This is a genomic window from Aromatoleum diolicum (assembly GCF_012910955.1).
GTDB lineage: Bacteria > Pseudomonadota > Gammaproteobacteria > Burkholderiales > Rhodocyclaceae > Aromatoleum > Aromatoleum diolicum.
In genome coordinates this window covers 26,610-45,698 of the sequence record NZ_WTVQ01000015.1, presented here as the reverse complement: position 1 = coordinate 45,698, position 19,089 = coordinate 26,610, and the positions used below count along the sequence as shown (strand labels likewise).

The following is a 19,089-nucleotide window of genomic DNA, read 5'->3' as shown; positions in this document are numbered from 1 at the left end:
GGGGCCAGCAACATCGGCGACTCGCCAATCCAAGTGGAGATGGAGACAAACATGGAAGTCCAACAGGCAGCATCACAGGTACAGGTGATGGGCATCGACGCCGGCGGCACGATGACCGATACCTTTTTCGTGCGCGCCGACGGCCGTTTCGTCGTCGGCAAGGCTCAGAGCAACCCCGGGGATGAGTCCCTGGCAATCTACAACTCGTCGGTTGACGCGCTGGCTCACTGGGACCGGGAAGTGGACGATGTCTATCCCGAGCTGGCCACCTGCGTCTACTCGGGCACGGCGATGCTCAACCGCATCCTGATGCGCAAGGGCCTCGACGTCGGCCTGATCTGCAACCGCGGATTCGAGCAGATCCACTCCATGGGGCGCGCCCTGCAGAGCTACCTCGGTTACGCCCTCGAGGATCGCATCCACCTCAATACCCACCGCTACGACGAGCCCTTGGTGCCGGTGTCGCGCACCCGGGGCGTGACCGAGCGCACCGACGTGCAGGGCAAGGTCGTCATCCCGCTGCGCGAGGACGAAGTGCGCCAGGCAACCCGGGAACTGGTGGAGGCCGGCTCCCAGGCCATCGTCATCTGCCTGCTGCAATCGCACAAGAACGAGGTCAGCGAGCAGCGTGCCCGTGACCTGGCCAAGGAAGAGCTGAAGAAGCTCAAGGTGGACATTCCGGTCTTCGCCTCGGTGGACTACTACCCGTCGCGCAAGGAAAGCCACCGCATGAACACCACCATCCTTGAAGCCTATGGCGCCGAACCGTCGCGCCAGACACTCAAGAAGGTGAGCGACCGCTTCAAGAAGCACGGTGCCAAGTTCGACCTGCGGGTCATGGCCACCCACGGCGGCACGATCAGCTGGAAGGCCAAGGAGCTGGCGCGCACCATCGTGTCCGGCCCGATCGGTGGCGTGATCGGCTCGAAGCTGCTGGGCGAGTATCTGGGCGACGAAAACATCGCCTGCTCGGATATCGGCGGCACCAGCTTCGACGTGGCGCTGATCACCAAGGGCAACTTCGCGATCAAGTCCGACCCCGACATGGCCCGCCTGGTGTTGTCGCTGCCGCTGGTGGCGATGGACTCCGTCGGCGCCGGTGCCGGCAGCTTCGTCCGTCTCGACCCCTACAGCAAGTCGATCAAGCTGGGCCCCGACAGTGCAGGCTACCGTGTCGGCACCTGCTGGCCTGAAAGCGGGCTGGACACGGTATCGGTGTCCGACTGCCACGTCGTGCTGGGCTACCTCAACCCCGAGAACTTCCTCGGCGGCGCCATCAAGCTCGACGTGCAACGCGCCCGTGACCATATCAAGGCGCAGATCGCCGATCCGCTGGGCCTGTCAGTCGAGGACGCCGCCGCCGGCGTCATCGAACTGCTCGACCTGACCCTGTCCGAGTACCTGCGCGCCAACATCAGCGCCAAGGGCTACAACCCGGCCGAATTCACCTGCTTCTCCTACGGCGGTGCCGGCCCGGTGCACACCTACGGCTACACCGGAGGTGTCGGCTTCAAGGACGTTGTCGTTCCTGCTTGGGCGGCCGGCTTCTCGGCCTTCGGCTGCGCCTGCGCCGACTTCGAGTATCGCTACGACAAGTCGGTCGATCTCGGGGTCGCTCAGTTCGCCAGCGACGATCAAAAGGCAGCTGCCTGCGCCAGCCTGCAGGAAGCCTGGGGCGAACTGGCGGTCAAGGTCATCGAGGAGTTCGTGATCAATGGCTACAAGCCCGAAGACGTGCTGCTCATCCCCGGCTACAAGATGCAGTACATGGGCCAGCTGAACGACCTCGAAATCGTTTCGCCGGTCTCGACCGCGGCCACTGCGGCCGACTGGAACCAGATCATCGAGACCTTCGAGAACACCTATGGCCGCGTCTATGCGAACTCGGCGCGCTCGCCGGAACTCGGCTTCTCGGTCACCGGCGCCATCCTGCGTGGCATGGTCGTGACGCAAAAGCCGGTGCTGCCGGAAGACCCGGATGCCGGACCGATCCCGCCGCGGGAAGCCTATCTCGGCACGCGTCCGTTCTACCGCCACAAGAGATGGGTGGATGCGGCGCTGTGGAAGATGGAGTCGCTCAAGGCCGGCAATCACATCGTCGGGCCCGCGATCATCGAATCCGACGCCACCACCTTCGTGGTGCCGGACGGCTTCGAAACGACGATCGACAAGCACCGCCTGTTCCATCTGAAAGAAGCCCGGTAGTCGCCGGCCGCCCCAAGGCTACCGGTGCCCCCTCGGGGGGCTGACGCCGAAGGCGTCTTGGGGGCCAACAATTTTTGAGGAGACCCACCATGAACATGATGAGCACAAAGGAAATCGGCATCGGCAATCTGCTCGCGAGCGGTATGACGCTCAAGCAGCACCGCGATGCCATCATCGAGCGCACCAAGTCGACCGGCTACTACAACGGCCTGGAAAAGCTGGAACTGCGTGACTCCGATCCGATCGGTTACGAGAAGCTGTTTTCGAAGCTGCGCGGCGGCCTGGTGCATGCCCGCGAAACCGCCAAGAAGATCGCTGCCAGCCCGATCGTGGAGCAGGAAGGCGAACTGTGTTTCACCTTGTACAACGCCGCGGGTGACTGCGTGCTGACCTCGACCGGGATCATCATCCACGTCGGGACGATGGGCGCCGCGATCAAGTACATGATCGAGAACAACTGGGAAGCCAACCCGACGATCAATCCGGGTGACATGTTCACCACCAATGACTGCGCGATCGGCAATGTGCACCCCTGCGACATCGCCACCATCGTGCCGATCTTCTGGGAAGGCAAGCTGATCGGCTGGGTCGGCGGCGTGACCCACGTCATCGACACTGGTGCGGTGACGCCGGGCTCGATGTCCACCGGCCAGACGCAGCGTTTCGGCGATGGCTACATGATCACCTGCCGCAAGACCGGCATCAACGACGAGCCGCTGCGCGACTGGTTGCACGAGTCGCAGCGTTCGGTGCGCACGCCGAAGTACTGGATCCTCGACGAGAAGACCCGCATCGCCGGCTGCCACATGATCCGCGAGCTGGTGGAGGACGTGATCCGCGCCGACGGCCTCGATGCGTACACGAAGTTCTCCAATGAAGTGATCGAAGAGGGCCGCCGCGGCCTGATGAGCCGCGTCAAGGCGATGACCCTGCCCGGCGTGTACCGCAAGGTGTCCTTCGTCGATGTGCCCTTCAAGCACGAGGACGTGCAGGTGTCCAACGCCTTCGCCAAGCTCGATTCGATCATGCACTCGCCGTGCGAGATGACGATCAAGCCGGACGGCAAATGGCGTCTGGACTTCGAGGGCGCGAGCCGCTGGGGCTGGCATACCTTCAATGCCCACCAGGTGGCCTTCACCTCGGGGATCTGGGTGATGATGTGCCAGACCCTGGTGCCTACGCAGCGGATCAATGACGGCGCGTACTACGCCACCGAGTTCCACCTGCCCAAGGGCACCTGGTGCAACCCGGACGACCGCCGCACCGGCCATGCCTACGCCTGGCACTTCCTGGTGTCCGGCTGGGCGGCACTGTGGCGCGGGCTCAGCCAGTCGTACTTCAGCCGCGGCTACCTGGAAGAGGTCAACGCCGGCAATGCCAACACCTCCAACTGGCTGCAAGGTGGCGGCATCAACCAGGACGGTGAGATCCACGCGGTCAACAGTTTCGAAGCCTCGAGCTGCGGTACCGGTGCCTGCGCCGTCAAGGACGGGCTGAACCACGCCGCCGCCATCTGGAACCCGGAAGGCGACATGGGTGACATCGAGATCTGGGAAATGGCCGAGCCGCTTCTCTACCTCGGTCGCAACGTCAAGGCCAACTCCGGTGGCTACGGCAAGTACCGTGGCGGCTGCGGCTTCGAGACGCTGCGCATGGTCTGGAACGCGCAGGACTGGACGATGTTCTTCATGGGCAACGGCTTCATGAACAGTGACTGGGGCATGATGGGTGGTTACCCGTCGGCGACCGGTTACCGCTTCGAAGCCCACAAGACCGGTCTGAAGGAGCGTATTGCGATCGGCGACTCGCTGCCCCTGGGCGGTGACATCGACCCGACGCACCCGGACTACGAGCGCCATATCGACGCGACGGCGGTGGTCAAGCGTGACAAGCAGTGCATGACGACCGAGGACTGCTACGACAACCACGATCTCTATCTGAACTATCTGCGGGGCGGGCCTGGCTTCGGTGACCCGATCGATCGCGAGGTCAAGGCCATCGAGAACGACCTGAACCAGAAGTTCCTGCTGCCGACGTATGCCGAGAAGGTCTACGGTGCGGTCCTGAGCAAAGACGCGAAAGGCGTATTCACGGTCGATGCGGCCAAGACCGCGGCTCGCCGTGCCGAAATGCGCAAGGAACGCCTGGCGCGCGCCCTGCCGACGCGCGAGTGGATGAAGGAAGAGCGCGAACGCATCATCAACAAGCATGCGTCCGTGCAGGTGCAGCACATGTTCGCCACCAGCTTCGCGCTGTCCGAGAAGTTCACAAAGCAGTTCAAGGACTTCTGGAGCCTGCCCGCCGACTGGCAATTGCTGGAAGAGGAGCTCGGCGTGCCCACCTACGGTTCCAAGCACCGCATGGACCTGTCGCTGATGCCCGACGTCACCACCGTGGTCCAGGTCGAAGAGTGAGCTCTTCCCTGAACGACAACCTGAATCAAGGAGCAAGAAATGTCATACACGAATGAGCAGGTCGCGCATCTGGTCGAGGGCACGCTGGACTGGGAAACCACTTTCCGCATGCTGTCCATGCCCAAGGACAACGGCCGCTTCGAGCAATACCTTACGGCACTGCAGGCGAAAGTCGGCTTCAAGGATCGCATCGTCCTGCCGCTGAGCCCGCACATGTACATCGTGCAATCGGCCAAGACCAAGCAGTGGGTCATCAAGTGCGACTGCGGCCACGAGTTCTGCGACTACACGGACAACTGGAAGCTGCACGCGGCGATCTACGTGCGCGACACGGAAGAAGCGATGACCGAGGTGTATCCGAAGCTGATGGCGCCGGATACCCAGTGGCAGGTGTATCGCGAGTACTACTGCCCGACCTGCGGCACGATGCACGACGTCGAGGCGCCGACCCCGTGGTACCCGGTGATTCACGACTTCGAGCCGGACATCGAGGCCTTCTACAAGGAATGGGTCGGTCTGCCGGTGCCCGAACGCGCGGCGTAAGCCGCCCTGGCCGGGCGGGGCGCCCGGCGGCTGTGTGGCCGGCGCTTCCGCCCGGGAAGCGCCGGCCGGGGCCCGCGGTTCGGGCTCCGCCCCATTTTTCCTCCGATTACCGCAGCAACTCATGCGAGGCGATTGCCCTGCAGGGGCCCTGCTGCGCAAGAACAAATGATCAGGCGCGCCGTTCCGGGGCGTTAAGGAGAGAGTGATGTTGCGTCGATTCAAAAAATATGGGGGCGGCGCCCGCGGCGTCGTGACCTTGATGTCCTCGTCAGCGCCCCTGGTGATTGTCGGCGGGCTCCTTTACGCCGGCCTGTTCGTCAAGGCCGAGGCGCTGGTGCAGAAGGTCGAGCCGCCGCCGATCGAACGCCGCGACAGCTTCTACGGCGTCGCCGCGCCCGACAGCCGCGTCGTGTGGGCGGCCGGCGCGGGCGGCAAGATCGTGCGCAGCGAGGACGGCGGCGAATCGTGGGCGCGCCAGATCACCAACACCGAAGTCAATCTGCAGGGCATCGCGGCCTGGGACAGCGACAGCGCGGTGGCCGTCGGCAATGACGGCGTCGTCATCGTGACCCGCGACGGCGGCCGCAGCTGGGCGCGCGCAGAAATCCCCGCCAGCGGCAACCCGAACAAGCTGTTCCGCGTGCGCATCGTTGGCGACACCGCGTGGGCGGTGGGCGAGTTCGGCGCGCTGCTGCGCTCGCCGGACCGTGGCGAGACGTGGTCGCGGGCGCTGCCCGAGAAGGACCGTGCGTGGAACGACATCGCCTTCGTCGGCGATGCGGGCTGGCTGGTCGGCGAGTTCGGCGCGCTGATGAAGAGCGGCGACGGCGGCGCGAGCTGGGACGAGGTGGCGACGCCGAACAAGGCGAGCCTGATGAGCGTTGCCTTCCGCGACGCCGAACATGGCGTCGCCGTCGGGCTTACCGGCACGCTGCTGGTGACCGCCGACGGCGGGGTCTCGTGGCAGCAGGTGCCGGCCTTCACCCGCGAGCACCTGTACAGCGTGACCTGGGACGAGGGCCGCTGGCTCGCGGTCGGCGACAAGGGCGTGATGGCGACGGCCGACGCCGGGGCGGACCAATGGCAGCTCGGCCGGGTGGCCGACGGCGATGTCTCCTGGCGCACGCAGATCACCCGCGCCGGCTCGCGCTACTTCCTTGCCGGCAGCAACCTCGCCGTGCTCGACGACACCGGTGCGCTGAGCGTCGCCGGCCACAAGCGGATGTGAGGGGACGAGGATGAAAAACACGACATTCGGCAAGGTCGATCGCGCCTTCGCCTTCCTCATCCGCTTCCGCGCGCTGGTGGTCGCCGCGGTGGCGCTGGTGACCCTGGCGATGGGCTATCAGGCGAGCCAGATCGAGGTGAAGACGATCTTCAGCGACCTGTTGCCGCGCGACCATCCTTACGTGGCGGTGAACCAGCGCTTCAAGCAGACTTTCGGCGGCTCGAACATGGTCAGCATCATGCTCGAGGCCGAGCGCGGCGACATCTTCAACCGCACGGTGCTGGCGAAGGTGCAGAAGCTCACCGTCGATCTGCAGCAGGTCGAAGGCGTCGACACCTACCAGATCATTTCGCTCGCATCGAAGAAGATCAAGGAGGTGCGCGCCTCGACCGAGGGCGTCGAATCGCGTCCGCTGATGTGGCCGGAACTGCCGCGTGACGACGCCGAGCTCGCCGCGCTGAAGGCCGCGGTGCTCAACAATCCGCTGGTGTACGGCCCCTATGTGTCGACCGACCTGAAGGCGACGCTGGTCACCGTCGACTTCAACGACGGCAGCATGGATTACACGCGCGCCTTCAACCAGCTGATGACGCTGGTGGGCGAGGCGAGCGGCGACGGCGTCGCGGTGCGCATCGTCGGCGAGCCGGTGCTTTACGGCTGGGTGAACCACTACCTGCACGAGACGCTGACGATCTTCTTCTTCGCGGTGGCCGCGCTGGTGGTGTTGCTGTGCCTGATCACCCGCACCTGGCACGGCACCATCCTGCCGCTGCTCGCGGGCATGGTGAGTGCGGTGTGGGCGCTCGGCGCGGCGCGGCTGATGGGTTTTCATCTCGATCCGCTGGTGGTCGTGGTGGCCTTCCTGATCACCGCGCAGGCGATCTCGAACTCGGTGCAACTCATTGCACGTTTCGACGATGAGACCGGGCACGGCGTCGCATCGGCCGAGGCCGCCGCGCGGGCCAGCGCACGCAACCTGTTCAAGCCGAGCATGCTCGCGATCGTCGCCGACGCCGGCTGCGTGCTGGTGGTCGCGCTCACGCCGATCCCGCTGCTGCAGAAGATCTCCTTCATCGGCACGGTGTGGGTGCTGACGATTCTGGTCAGCGCGCTGATCCTCACCCCGGTGATGCTGTCGTGGTTCGGCGCGCGCCAGCGCTACATCCACCCGATCAACATCAACCCGCTGCTGATGCGCATCCTCGGCCTGTGCTCGGCGATCGTCACGACGCGCTGGCGCTACGCGGTGCTCGGCGCGGCGGCGGCGGCCTTCGTGGTGTCCGGCCTGTACGCGTTCAACCTCAAGGTCGGCGACGCCAATCCGGGCTCGCCGATCCTGTGGCCGGACTCGAGCTACAACCGCGACGCCGCGGAGATCAACCGCCAGTTCCAGGGCTCGGACCGCATGTTCGTGGTGGTGGCGGGCAAGGAGCCGGGGGCGCTGCGCGAGCCCGAGGTGCTCTCCAGCATGACCCGCTTCCAGAAGTACATGGAGGCCCAGCCGGAGGTCGGTGGCAGCATCTCGCTCGGCGACATCCTGCCGCAGGTGAATCGGGTGCTGCGCGAGGGCAACCCGATGTACCAGGAACTGGGCAAGAGCGCCGACGAGAACAGCGAGCTGATGTACATGTTCGTGTCCGGTTCCGACCCGGGCGACATGGACCGCTACGCCGACGCCGACGCGAAGAACGGTGCGGTGACGCTGTTCTTCCGCGACCACCAGGGCGAGACCATCCGCACCGCGGTGGCGCGCGTGCGCGACTACGTCGCCCAGCACCCGATCAAGGACGCCGAGTACCTGCTGGCGGGCGGCCTCGTCGGCGTGCTGGCGGCGGTGAACGAGGTGATCCTCGCCGGGCAGATCGAGGCCATCGCGCTCGCGCTGCTGGTGCTGGTGGTGTGCTGCACGGTTACCTACCGCTCCACGGTCGCCGGGGTGTTTTTCATGATCCCGGTGCTGCTCTCCAACACCATCACCTTCAGCTACATGGCGTGGCAGGGCATCGGCATGAACATCAACACCCTGCCGGTGGTCGCGCTCGGCATCGGCCTGGGCGTCGATTACACCTTCTACATCGTCGATGGCATCCGCGAGAACCTGCACCGCTCGCACAACGTCGAGCGCGCCATCGTCAATGCGCTGATGGGGCCGGGCAAGGGCGTGCTGATCACGGCGATGACGCTGATCACCAGCGTCGTGCTGTGGAACTTCTCCTCCTTGCGGCTGCAGGCCGACATGGGCGTGCTGATCGCGCTGTGGCTCTTCATCTCGGCGTTCAGCGCGCTCTTCATCATGCCCGCCCTCGTCTATGTGTTCCGGCCGGAATTCATCGTCGGCAGCAAGCGCCACCCGATCGAGCAGGCCGAGCCGGTGATGGTCGGCTGATCCATACCCCGCGGACGCGACGGCACACCTGCCGCGTCCGCCCGTGATCCCTTCAGAGCAGTGACAAAACCACAAGGAGCGAGGAGATGAGGAGCAAGGGAGTATCGAAGTTCAGGGCGTCGGCGCTGGCGGTGGCCGCGGCCTTGGCCGGCATGGCCGGGAGTCCCGCGCGCGGCGCAGAGACGGGGAACTACGAAGTTGCAGCGTTGGGGATCGGCGACCAGCCCGCGAAGTCCTGGGCCGCCGATGATTTCAGCTTCAACCTGTCGGGCTATGCGCGCGGCTGGGTGTCGGTAAATCTCCAGGATCAGCCCGAACTGAAAGCGATCGGCGAGAACAGCAAAGGCAAGCTGTCGATGGTGCGCGGCTCGCTGCTGCTCGACGCGGATGCCAAGACCGGGGCGGTGAAGTGGAAGGCGATTGGCCGCGTCGACCGCGAGTACAAAACCGATTACCTGAACGACCTCGAGCGCCTGCGCGAGACCAACGGCACCGACCGCGGCGGCCACGCCAGCAGCATTCTCGACAACTACAACCGTGGCGAGATCCGCGAGTTCTGGGCCGAGATCCCGCTGGGCGAGCGCGTCACCGTGAAGGCCGGCAAGCAGCAGCTGGTGTGGGGCGAGTCGGACTTCTTCCACGCGATGGACCTCGTGCATGGCTATGACCTGTCGTGGCGCCTGTTCTTCGAGGGCGAGAACGAGGAGTGGCGCAAGCCGCTGACGCTGATCTCGACCAAGATCCGCGTGCCCGAGGCGGACGGCATGCTCGCGGCCTACATCCGTCCCGGCGTCGATCGCTGCCAGGACATCGGCAACACCTACGACATCCAGGGCGGGCGCTGGTTCTTCCAGCCCTACCGCGGCTTCGACCTCACGGCGGTCACCGACAAGGACTGTGACCATCCCTCCGGCGACTACCGCGACGTGACGGGCGGCGTGCGCTGGTCGGGCGAGGCCTTCGGCCTGAGCTATTCCTTCGCGTGGCTCACGACCTTCTCGGCCGACCCGGTCGCGAACTCCGCTTTCAAGCCCTACAAGAAGGCGCCCGAAGGCGCGGTGTTCGACCGCATCCACCCGCAGATCGACGTGTACGGCATGACGGTGAGCGGCTACAGCGCGACGCTGAATGCCGTGCTCAGCGCCGAGATGGCCTACACCAAGGATCAGCCCTACAACATCGGCACCGGCGCTTTCCTCAGCCCGAATGTTCCCGGGAACGTCGGTATCGGGCTCGGTGGGGTGAAGCTGAAGGACACGCTGACGACGATGCTGCGCATCGACAAGGACCTCGACCTGGAGGGCATTTTCGGTACCTCGCGGCCGTCGTTCTCGTCGATCCAGCTGTTCGACACGCAGGTGCTGAACTTCAAGGAGTCCGACGATCTCGTGCGCTTGTTCGCGTACGGCACGCCGCTCACCGAGCACAACACCATCCTGACTGCCTTCACGACGCTGAACTACCGCAACGACACCATCAACCCCGGCTTCGCGATCGGCTTCGATCTCAGTCACGGCGGCGGCTTCGCGATTCCCAGTGTGTCGCTGACGCTCAATGACCAATGGCTGGCGAAGATCGAGGCTGACCTGTTCTGGACCGGCGATCGCTCCAACAAGGTGCAGTTCAGCAACCAGAGGTCGCAGTTGTTCGGCTATTTCGACAAGGCCAGCCAGCTCGTTTTCCGCTTGACCCGGCAGTTCTAAAAAAGAGGAGACCACCATGCACAAGCAAATCCGACATATCGACCGCCCGTCCGTGCGGCGTCTGGCCACCGGCGGCGCCGTCGGCCTGATGCTGTTGTTCGCGGGGCAGGGCGCGCAGGCCAAGGTGCTGGAGCCCGGCTTCATCATCACCAAGGACAACCTCGAGGGGGTCAAGAACGACACCTTCGAGGGCAAGACCATCGCGAGCATGATCCCGGAAAAGCTCGAGTGGATGATCACCAACTACGGTCTGACGATCAAGATCGCCCACTCGAAGAAGATCGAGATGGACCCGAAGTACGTCGAGGCGACGAAGAGCTGGTCGAAGGAAGTCAAGTTCAACCCCGCCGACCGCACCGTCACGGGCTGGAAGGCAGGCATGCTGTTCCCGCCCGAAACGATCAAGATGGACGACCCCCATGCCGGCGACAAGGTGATCTGGAACCTGCGTGCGGCGACCTACGGCGCGACGATGGACCTGCGCGACATCGCCTGGGCGTTCCTCGACGCCAAGAAGGGGTACGAGCGGGTGCAGGCGTTCCAGTCGCGCCGCTACTACATGGAAGGGCGCCTCGATGGCGGGCCGGTCTCGGTCGGCGACGGCAATGTCGCGCAAAAGACCTACTTCGTCGCCCACTATCCGCAGGACATCCGCGGCCTCGGCACGTTCTCGCAGCGCTACAACCAGTCCGACTCGACCAAGCCCGACGACTCGTATGCCTACCTGAAATCGGTGCGGCGCACCCGGCGCCTGTCGGGCGGTGCGTGGATGGACCCGATCGGCGGCACCGACCAGCTTTATGACGACTGGGATATCTGGGATGCCTGGCCGACAAAATACACGTCCAACAAGCTGATCGAGAAGCGCTGGGTGCTGGCCATCGCGCACAGCCCGGAAGTGAGTGTCGACACCACCCAGCCGTGGAGCGAGCCGCAGAAGCGCTTCCCGCGCATCAACATGTCCGAGCCGCCGTTCTGCAACCCCGCAAAGGATGTGGAATGGGAGCCGCGCGAGGTGTACGTGGTCGAGGGTACGCCGCCGCCGGAGCACCCCTACAGCAAGAAGGTGGCCTACATCGAGGTGGATTTCCCGCGTCCGTATCTGGGCTACGCGCTCGATCGCAAGGGTGAGTTCTGGAAGATGTTCATCTTCCAGAACCGCCCCGACACCGGCGACGACGGCTATAAGGCGGTGATGCCGGTGGTCGGTCACATCATCGACGTCAAGCGCGGGCACGCCACCAACTGGTCGTCCAACATGAAATCCAACCCCAAGGGCGTGAAAGAGACCGATGTGTCGCTGAACGTTCTCGAGGAAGTCGCGACCGGGGCGGGCCGTTAAGGCTCTCCGCGTCACCGCGTTCCGCGCCGGGCCCCCGGTCCTCCCTTGTCCGCCCCTGGCCCCTTTCGGGGGCGGACATTTTTTTGCGGCGAGGGTGGGCCGGCGGTGGTGCGCGCGATCGACACGGACAAGGGACGGAGAACACCGACATGAATATCCACACGCCCAAGGGCTGTGAATGGCGCACCACGCAGCTCGCGCGTTTCATCGCGCGCCATGGCTATCGCGACCTCGACGACCTGCGTGAACGCGCGGTGAGCGAACCCGATCGCTTCTGGGACCAGGTGCTGGAAGCGATCGGCCTCGACTGGGTGAGGCCGTACCGCCAGACGCTCGATGTCGCCGACGGCGTGATGTGGCCGAAGTGGTTTGTCGACGGGCGCCTCGATCTGGTCGACAACCTCGTCGGCAAGCACGCCCGCGCGACGCCGACGAAGATCGCGATCCGCTGGGAGGGCGACCGCGGTGAACTCATCACGATCAGCTACGCCGAGCTGGCGGCCGAGGTGGAGCGCGTCGCCGCCGGCTTGCGGGCGCTCGGCGTGGGCGAGGGCGACCGCATCGCGCTCTACTTGCCGATGATCCCCGAGGCGGCCGTGACGATGCTCGCGGCGACCCGCATCGGCGCGATCTTCATCCCCTTCTTTTCGGGCTATGGTGCCGACTCGGTGGCGCAGCGCATCGCCGACTGCGACGCGCGCGTACTGGTATGTGCCAACGGCTACTACCGCCGTGGCAAGCGCGTGCCGATGCTCGCCGATGCGCGTGCGGCCGCGCGCGCCTGTCCGTCGCTGCGCCAGCTCGTGGTCGTCGACCGGCTCGGTACCGGTTCGGGCACCGCCGACGACGCAGCCGACGCGAACTGCGTCGAGTTCGAATACCGCAGGCTGCCGGGCTACATGTCCAGCTGCCCGCGCACGGACTTCCCGGCTGACCAGACGCTGATGCTGATCTACACCTCGGGCACCACGGGCAAACCGAAAGGCGTTGTCCACACCCATGCCGGCTTCCCGGTGAAGGCGGCGCAGGATCTGCTGATGGCCTTCGACCTGCGCGCCGACGATACGCTGATGTGGATCACCGACATGGGCTGGCTGATGGGGCCGTGGATGGTCTACGGCGGGCTGATGCTGGGCGCGACGCTGGTGCTCTACGAGGGCACGCCCGATTACCCCGACGCCGGACGCCTGTGGCAGGTGGTCGAGCGTCACGGCGTCACGCATTTCGGCCTGTCACCGACGCTGGTGCGGATGCTGATGGCGAACGACGCGAGCCTGCCGGCGCCAGGTGCGCTCGACACCGTGCGCATCTTCGGTTCCACCGGCGAGGCGTGGAACGAGGCGCCGTGGCTGTGGCTGTTCGAGCAGGTCGGGCAGCAGCGCCGCCCGATCATCAATTATTCGGGCGGCACCGAGATCGGCGGCGGCATCCTCGCGTGCTTTCCCGGCCTGCCGCAGAAGGCGGGTTCCTTCTCCGGGCCGATCCCGGGCATGGCGGTGGAAGTGCTCGACGGCGCCGGCGAGCCGCTGCGCGGCAGCGTCGGCGAGCTCGCGATCCGTCAGCCGTGGCCCGGCATGACCCATGGCTTCTGGCGCGACACGGAGCGCTACCGCGAGGCCTACTGGTCGGTGTGGCCGGACGTGTGGATGCACGGCGATTGGGCGCGCGTGGACGCCGACGGCTACTGGTTCGTCCATGGGCGCAGCGACGACACGATCAAGATTGCCGGCAAGCGCGTCGGCCCCGCCGACTTCGAATCCGCGCTGGTGTCGCACCCGCTCGTCGTCGAGGCGGTGGCGGTCGGCGTCCCCGACGCACTCAAGGGCGAGACGGTGGTGTGCTTCGTCACCGTCAATGAGCGCGAAGCGCTGGCGGCGCGGCCGTGGGCGGCGTGCGAAGCGGAACTCGTCGACCACGTCGGTCGCCAGCTCGGCAAGCCGCTGCGCCCGGCGCACGTGCACCGCGTGGATGCAATCCCGAAGACGCGCAACGGCAAGACGGTGCGCCGGGTGATGCGCAGCGCCTACCTCGGTACCCGTCTCGGCGACCTGTCGGCGATCGAGAACCCGGGGGCGATCGACGCGGTGGGCGCGATCGGGCAGTCCGCGCGCGCCATCGCGGATGCGATCACGACATGATTTTTACCAGGAGAATCCTATGAGCAAAGTGTATCCGGACGCCGGCGCCGCGCTGGCCGGCGTCGTGCGCGACGGGCAGACCGTCGCGGTCGGGGGCTTCGGCCTGTGCGGCATTCCCGAGATGCTGATCGACGGTCTGCGCGACGCGCAGGTGCGGGATCTTACCGTGATCAGCAACAACGCCGGCGTCGATGGCATCGGCCTCGGCCGGCTCCTCGCGACGCGGCAGATTCGCAAGATGGTCGCGTCCTACGTCGGCGAGAACGCCGAGTTCGAACGCCAGTTGCTGTCGGGCGAACTCGAGGTGGAACTGACGCCGCAGGGCACGCTCGCGGAAAAGCTGCGCGCCGGCGGCGCCGGAATCCCCGCTTTCTACACCCGCACCGGCGTCGGCACGCTGGTCGCCGAGGGCAAGGAGGAGCGCGACATCGACGGCACGCGCTATCTGCTGGAACATTCGCTGACCGCCGACATCGCCCTCGTCAAGGCGTGGAAGGCAGACCGCGCCGGCAACCTCGTCTATCGCAAGACGGCGCGCAACTTCAACCCGGTGGTCGCCACCGCCGGGCGCATCACGGTGGCCGAAGTCGAGGAGCTGGTCGACACCGGCACCCTCGACCCCGACCAGATCCACACCCCCGGCGTCTTCGTCCAGCGCATCGTCGTCAATCCGCGCCCGACCAAGCACATCGAACAACGCACCACACGGCAGGAATGAACATGGCCTGGACACGCAACGAGATGGCCCGGCGCGCCGCGCAGGAGCTGCACAACGGCTACTACGTGAACCTCGGCATCGGCATGCCGACGCTGGTCGCCAACCACATTCCACCGGGCATGGACGTGTGGCTGCAGTCGGAAAACGGCCTGCTCGGCATCGGGCCGTTTCCGACCGAGGCCGATGTCGACGCCGATCTGATCAACGCCGGCAAGCAGACCGTCACCACCCTCGCCGGCAGCAGCATCTTCAGCAGCGCCGATTCCTTCGCGATGATCCGCGGCGGCCACATCGATCTCGCCATCCTCGGCGCGATGCAGGTCAGCGAGCAGGGCGACCTGGCCAACTGGATGATCCCGGGCAAACTGGTGAAAGGCATGGGCGGAGCGATGGATCTGGTGGCCGGTGTGCGCCGCGTGATCGTGATGATGGAGCACTGCAGCAAGAGCGGCGAGCCGAAGATCCTGCGCCGTTGCGACCTGCCGCTCACCGGTGTCGGTGTCGCGAGCCGCATCATCACCGACCTGTGCGTGCTCGACGTCACGCCGCAGGGCCTGCGCTTGCTGGAAACCGCCCCCGGAGTCGGCAGCGACGAAGTCATCGCGCGCACCGGCGCCCCGGTCGAAGTCGGCGAGCTGGCGACAGGTTAAAACGTCGCAGCGGCCGACCGTCCGGATTTCGAACGCCGTACGATGTCGAACGTTCGAAATCCGGACGGTTGCGTTCGATGCTCTGCTTCGAGCGCTTCTCGCGCGGCTTCCCGGTGGCGATCCGTGCGCCCTGGCAGGACCCGCTAACGGCCGCCGGACAAGAAGCAGAGCAAATTCTTCTTCTGGCACCGCATTTGCTATGCTTTGTTTACCGCGAGGGGATTCCCCCTCGGCGCACTTTCCATCGGCTGGAGACTGACCGACCGCAAGACACAACTAACTGCGCCTTCGCTTGCAGAACTTACAGGACTCCGTCCAATTGGCCGCGCACGACGTGGCTCGCAGCGAAGCGCGCTCCAGGAGGAGACCTGATGACACGCGTGCCCGAAGGGCAGAAGTTTTCCGATCCCGGCAGTGACGCCACGGTGATGGCCGCATGGGAGCGTTTTCTCGACGGCGCCAGCCGCCCGTCCGATTCGCTGCGCGCACTCGTCGATCGCTCGTGGCAACGCTGCCAGCAACAGAACGTCGACCCCGATAAACGCAGTGCGCCGCCGCCGGTCGAGGAATCCGCGCTTGAGTCGCTGAAGGCACGCCACGGCGAACTGCTCGAAGCCGGTGCGCCGATCATGGCCTATGCGCGCGACTTCCTGTCCGAAACCGGCACGGTCATGGCGCTCGCCGACACCAGCTGCACGATCCTGACGATGGAGGGCGACAACCCGACGATCGGCTCCGCGGAGAGCATCCACCTGCTGCCCGGTGTCGCGTGGAGCGAGCGCATCTGTGGCACCAACGCGATCGGCACCGCGCTCGCGGTCGGTGAACCGGTGCAGATCCATTCGGCCGAGCATTACTGCGCCGGCATCAAGCGCTGGACCTGCTCGGCGACCGTGATCCGCCATCCGCACGACGGCGAAATCATCGGCGTCGTCGACGTTTCCGGACTGTCGGAGACCTACAGCCGCCAGAGCCTGGCGCTGGTCGTCACGACCGCGAGCCGCATCGAGAACAAGATCGCGATGCGCGAAATGGAGCGGCGCTACCACTTGCTCGACGCCTCGCTGCGGCGCTGGTCCGGAGGCACCGACGGCTTGGTCCTGTTCGATCGCCGCGGTTATCCGGTGAAGGCGAACGAGCTCGCGCAGGCCGCGATGAGCGCGCTCGGCGCCGATCTGGATCTCGCCGCCCCGCGTCGCATGCCCGCCCTGGCAATCGCCGACAACGGCACGCTGGCGCAGGTTTCCGGCGTGCCCGCGTGGCTGCGGCCGGAGTGGCTGGAGCCCGTGATCGGCAGTCGCGGCGAGCGGCTCGGGACGCTGCTGGTGCTGCCGTTGCCGCGTCTTGGCCGCGCGATTTCCTGCGAGGGCGCGCGCGGCTTGTCGCGCGAACCGGCGGCGGCGCAGAACATGCCCACCGGTTTCGCGACGATCATCACCCATGATCCGGCGCTGCGCGACGCGGTGCGCAAAGCGGACCAGCTGGCGCGTTCCAAGGTCCCGGTGCTGCTGCTCGGCGAGACGGGCGTGGGCAAGGAGGAATTCGCGCAAGGCTTGCACAAGGCCAGTCCCTTCCGCGACGGCCCCTATGTCGCGCTGAACTGCGGCGGCCTGTCGCGCGAACTGCTTGCGAGCGAGCTCTTCGGCTACGTCGATGGCGCGTTCACCGGCGCGCGCCGCGGCGGCATGGTCGGCAAGATCGAGGCGGCGAACGGTGGCACGCTGTTTCTCGACGAGATCGGCGAGATGCCGCTCGACCTGCAGCCGCATCTGTTGCGTGTGCTCGAGCAGAGCGAGATCTATCGGCTCGGCGAGAACGTGCCGCGCAAGGTCAGTTTCCGCCTGATCGCGGCGACCCACCGCGACCTGCGCAAGGAAGTCGCCGAGGCGCGCTTCCGCATGGACTTTTTCTACCGCGTCGCGGTGACCTCGATCCGCATCCCTCCGCTGCGCGAGCGTACGGGCGATGTCCGCGCGCTTGCCGAATACTTCGTCGCGCGCTTTGCGAAACAGCACGAGCTGGGGCCGCGGCGGCTCGACGAGGAGCTGCTCGCGCGCCTCGAAAGCTACACGTGGCCGGGTAACGTGCGAGAACTGCGCAACGTCATCGAGAGCGTGCTGTTGATGAGCGACGGCGAAGAGGCCGGCATCGACGCGCTGCCGCCGGAACTGCTCGGCATGGCGGATGCTCCCGTCAGCGCGCCGGTCGCGTCCGCCCTGGGCGCCCTGACGGCTACTGCTCAGGTCGGCAGCATCGCGGAAGGCGAGGTCGATCTGATCCGCCGCGCGATTGCCGCCACGCATGGCAACCTGACTCGCGCCGCGCGCGAACTCGACATCGCGAAAAGCACCCTGTACCAGAAGGTCAAGCTCTACGGGCTGGAGGGTGATATCCACCGCGTGCGGGCGAACTGAAAACGTCCCGGCGGCGACATCGATGGCCGGGGTTTATAAGAATTGGCACTATAAATATGGGCGTCTAATAACAAATTCCTGATTTATTCTCCATTCCGATGCTGGCGGGCGCACGTCCATGTGCCCCGCGCCAGCGGGTCGCCAAGTGCGCGGCCGTGATGCGGATTCGGAAAGGAGACCCTCGATGATGGAACTGCTTGGCGCCAGCGCAGCCGTAATCGCTTTGCTTTTCATTGCGTATTTCGTCGGCAGCAAGAAGAAGCGCGAGGGGCTCGCATGGCTGGAAGCCCGGCCCGGAGACGTGTCCCGCCTGTATCTCAGGGCGGCCCCCGAAATCGACGCGTACTGGCTGCATGCGGAAATGAAGAACGGCAAGAAGCGCGTGATCGCCGCGCCCTGGGAGGTGGAGGAAACCTTAAGGCGCCTGGCGTCGAGCGGGCTCCGGTTGTCGGCGGAAGACCAGGCCACGCTCGACGCGACGCTGGCCCGGGAATCCGTTACGCAGGGAGACAGCCGGCAGCACGCGCACGGCACGGTTTTGCGGCGCCGCGCGCAGGCCTAGTAGCGCCTGTCCGCAGGCGACTCAAGCCGCGTCGGGCGTCGCGCTCAGGCGCCAGTCCGCAGCCTCGACTGGCACGAAGGCCGCTACCGCCGCTGTCGCCACGACATGGGTGATGTCCAGTTCGGGGTCGTGGACGTCGAGCCCGCCGAACACGACCGTCACTTCGGCCTTGCCGCGCGGCAGTTCGGCGGCGACCACGGCTGCGTCGACCTTGTCCGGCGCCTGCACGCCGATCGTCACCTGCACCCGCATGTCGCGGTGATCGTAGCCGAGCGTGCGGAACAGCAGGATCGACGAATGATGCAGCGCGTCGTGCACTGCGCGGCAGGCCGCCTTGGTGTAGTCGCCCCCGTACAGATCGTTGCCCGTGCCCATCTCCAGAATGATGCGTTTTTCAGGCATGGGTGCGCTCCATGTCGAAGGAAACCACGATTGCGGCGTTGGCGATCACGGTCACGCCGCTGCCGTCCGCCTTGCTGACGTCGAGTCCGCCCCGGACCACCTTGATCGAGGGCTGGCCGTACGGGAAGATCCCGACGAGTGCCGCCGTGTCGACCGCATCCGGCTTCTGTACGCCGATCTCGACGTCGATCAGCATCTGCTCGCGCGGAAAATCGAACGCGCTGGCGACGTTGAGCGAGTTGTGCCACAAGGCGTCGCGAATCGCGCGCGCCGCTGCCTGCGTGTAGTCCTGGCTGCGGATCGAAGTCCCCATGCCGAACTGCACGACCATTCTGGTCTTGGCCATTCCTGAGTTTTCCTCCTGACTAGGGTTGAGGGTATTGC

General features: G+C 65.8%; 14 protein-coding genes. 12 read left to right on the top strand and 2 right to left on the bottom strand.

What is annotated here, in order from left to right; genetic code table 11:
• The first annotated feature begins 51 nt into the window (after positions 1-51).
• From GPA25_RS10665 to GPA25_RS10610, 12 genes are all read left to right on the top strand, one after another.
• Positions 52-2,205, top strand: a complete 2,154-nt coding sequence (locus GPA25_RS10665) for a hydantoinase/oxoprolinase family protein (protein WP_169260362.1) — start codon at positions 52-54, stop codon at positions 2,203-2,205.
• Positions 2,206-2,294: 89 nt separating this feature from the next.
• Positions 2,295-4,619, top strand: a complete 2,325-nt coding sequence (locus GPA25_RS10660) for a hydantoinase B/oxoprolinase family protein (protein ID WP_169260361.1) — start codon at positions 2,295-2,297, stop codon at positions 4,617-4,619.
• Positions 4,620-4,658: 39 nt separating this feature from the next.
• Positions 4,659-5,162 carry an acetone carboxylase subunit gamma gene (locus GPA25_RS10655; protein ID WP_169260360.1) on the top strand — a complete coding sequence of 168 codons (504 nt, stop codon included), beginning with the start codon at positions 4,659-4,661 and terminating at the stop codon, positions 5,160-5,162.
• 205 nt (positions 5,163-5,367) lie between these two features.
• Positions 5,368-6,390 carry a WD40/YVTN/BNR-like repeat-containing protein gene (locus tag GPA25_RS10650; RefSeq protein ID WP_169260359.1) on the top strand — a complete coding sequence of 341 codons (1,023 nt, stop codon included), beginning with the start codon at positions 5,368-5,370 and terminating at the stop codon, positions 6,388-6,390.
• Between the two features lie 10 nt (positions 6,391-6,400).
• Positions 6,401-8,776: an efflux RND transporter permease subunit gene (locus tag GPA25_RS10645; RefSeq protein WP_169260358.1), complete on the top strand. Its 2,376-nt coding sequence runs from the start codon at positions 6,401-6,403 to the stop codon at positions 8,774-8,776.
• 86 nt (positions 8,777-8,862) lie between these two features.
• Positions 8,863-10,479, top strand: coding sequence for a DUF1302 family protein (locus tag GPA25_RS10640; protein ID WP_211163055.1), 1,617 nt, complete (start codon positions 8,863-8,865; stop codon positions 10,477-10,479).
• Positions 10,480-10,495: 16 nt separating this feature from the next.
• Positions 10,496-11,821, top strand: a complete 1,326-nt coding sequence (locus tag GPA25_RS10635; protein WP_169260357.1) for a DUF1329 domain-containing protein — start codon at positions 10,496-10,498, stop codon at positions 11,819-11,821.
• Positions 11,822-11,970: 149 nt separating this feature from the next.
• Positions 11,971-13,959, top strand: a complete 1,989-nt coding sequence (locus tag GPA25_RS10630; protein ID WP_169260356.1) for an AMP-binding protein — start codon at positions 11,971-11,973, stop codon at positions 13,957-13,959.
• Between the two features lie 19 nt (positions 13,960-13,978).
• Positions 13,979-14,677, top strand: coding sequence for a CoA transferase subunit A (locus GPA25_RS10625; protein WP_169260355.1), 699 nt, complete (start codon positions 13,979-13,981; stop codon positions 14,675-14,677).
• Positions 14,678-14,679: 2 nt separating this feature from the next.
• Positions 14,680-15,327: a CoA transferase subunit B gene (locus GPA25_RS10620; protein WP_169260354.1), complete on the top strand. Its 648-nt coding sequence runs from the start codon at positions 14,680-14,682 to the stop codon at positions 15,325-15,327.
• A 371-nt stretch (positions 15,328-15,698) separates the two neighbouring features.
• Complete coding sequence (locus tag GPA25_RS10615; RefSeq protein WP_169260353.1) at positions 15,699-17,741, top strand: sigma-54-dependent Fis family transcriptional regulator; 2,043 nt, start codon at positions 15,699-15,701, stop codon at positions 17,739-17,741.
• 184 nt (positions 17,742-17,925) lie between these two features.
• Positions 17,926-18,303 carry a hypothetical protein gene (locus GPA25_RS10610; RefSeq protein WP_211163054.1) on the top strand — a complete coding sequence of 126 codons (378 nt, stop codon included), beginning with the start codon at positions 17,926-17,928 and terminating at the stop codon, positions 18,301-18,303.
• A 21-nt stretch (positions 18,304-18,324) separates the two neighbouring features.
• On the opposite strand, the gene GPA25_RS10605 is transcribed toward GPA25_RS10610, so the two are convergent.
• Positions 18,325-18,705 (bottom strand): Lin0512 family protein, encoded by a 381-nt coding sequence (locus GPA25_RS10605; protein WP_169260352.1) that lies wholly within the window; start codon positions 18,703-18,705, stop codon positions 18,325-18,327.
• Positions 18,698-19,051: a Lin0512 family protein gene (locus GPA25_RS10600; protein WP_169260351.1), complete on the bottom strand. Its 354-nt coding sequence runs from the start codon at positions 19,049-19,051 to the stop codon at positions 18,698-18,700. The genes GPA25_RS10605 and GPA25_RS10600 overlap by 8 nt, the downstream gene beginning before the upstream one ends.
• Between the last annotated feature and the right edge of the window lie 38 nt (positions 19,052-19,089).

Bases quoted from the DNA above. Each gene is read 5' to 3' on its own strand.
- GPA25_RS10650 (WP_169260359.1), top strand. From the start codon at position 5,368: ATGTTGCGTCGATTCAAAAAATATGGGGGCGGCGCCCGCGGCGTCGTG.
- GPA25_RS10600 (WP_169260351.1), bottom strand. From the start codon at position 19,051: ATGGCCAAGACCAGAATGGTCGTGCAGTTCGGCATGGGGACTTCGATC.
- GPA25_RS10605 (WP_169260352.1), bottom strand. From the start codon at position 18,705: ATGCCTGAAAAACGCATCATTCTGGAGATGGGCACGGGCAACGATCTG.
- GPA25_RS10615 (WP_169260353.1), top strand. From the start codon at position 15,699: ATGACACGCGTGCCCGAAGGGCAGAAGTTTTCCGATCCCGGCAGTGAC.
- GPA25_RS10640 (WP_211163055.1), top strand. From the start codon at position 8,863: ATGAGGAGCAAGGGAGTATCGAAGTTCAGGGCGTCGGCGCTGGCGGTG.
- GPA25_RS10610 (WP_211163054.1), top strand. From the start codon at position 17,926: ATGATGGAACTGCTTGGCGCCAGCGCAGCCGTAATCGCTTTGCTTTTC.
- GPA25_RS10665 (WP_169260362.1), top strand. From the start codon at position 52: ATGGAAGTCCAACAGGCAGCATCACAGGTACAGGTGATGGGCATCGAC.
- GPA25_RS10625 (WP_169260355.1), top strand. From the start codon at position 13,979: ATGAGCAAAGTGTATCCGGACGCCGGCGCCGCGCTGGCCGGCGTCGTG.
- GPA25_RS10620 (WP_169260354.1), top strand. From the start codon at position 14,680: ATGGCCTGGACACGCAACGAGATGGCCCGGCGCGCCGCGCAGGAGCTG.
- GPA25_RS10635 (WP_169260357.1), top strand. From the start codon at position 10,496: ATGCACAAGCAAATCCGACATATCGACCGCCCGTCCGTGCGGCGTCTG.
- GPA25_RS10655 (WP_169260360.1), top strand. From the start codon at position 4,659: ATGTCATACACGAATGAGCAGGTCGCGCATCTGGTCGAGGGCACGCTG.
- GPA25_RS10645 (WP_169260358.1), top strand. From the start codon at position 6,401: ATGAAAAACACGACATTCGGCAAGGTCGATCGCGCCTTCGCCTTCCTC.
- GPA25_RS10630 (WP_169260356.1), top strand. From the start codon at position 11,971: ATGAATATCCACACGCCCAAGGGCTGTGAATGGCGCACCACGCAGCTC.
- GPA25_RS10660 (WP_169260361.1), top strand. From the start codon at position 2,295: ATGAACATGATGAGCACAAAGGAAATCGGCATCGGCAATCTGCTCGCG.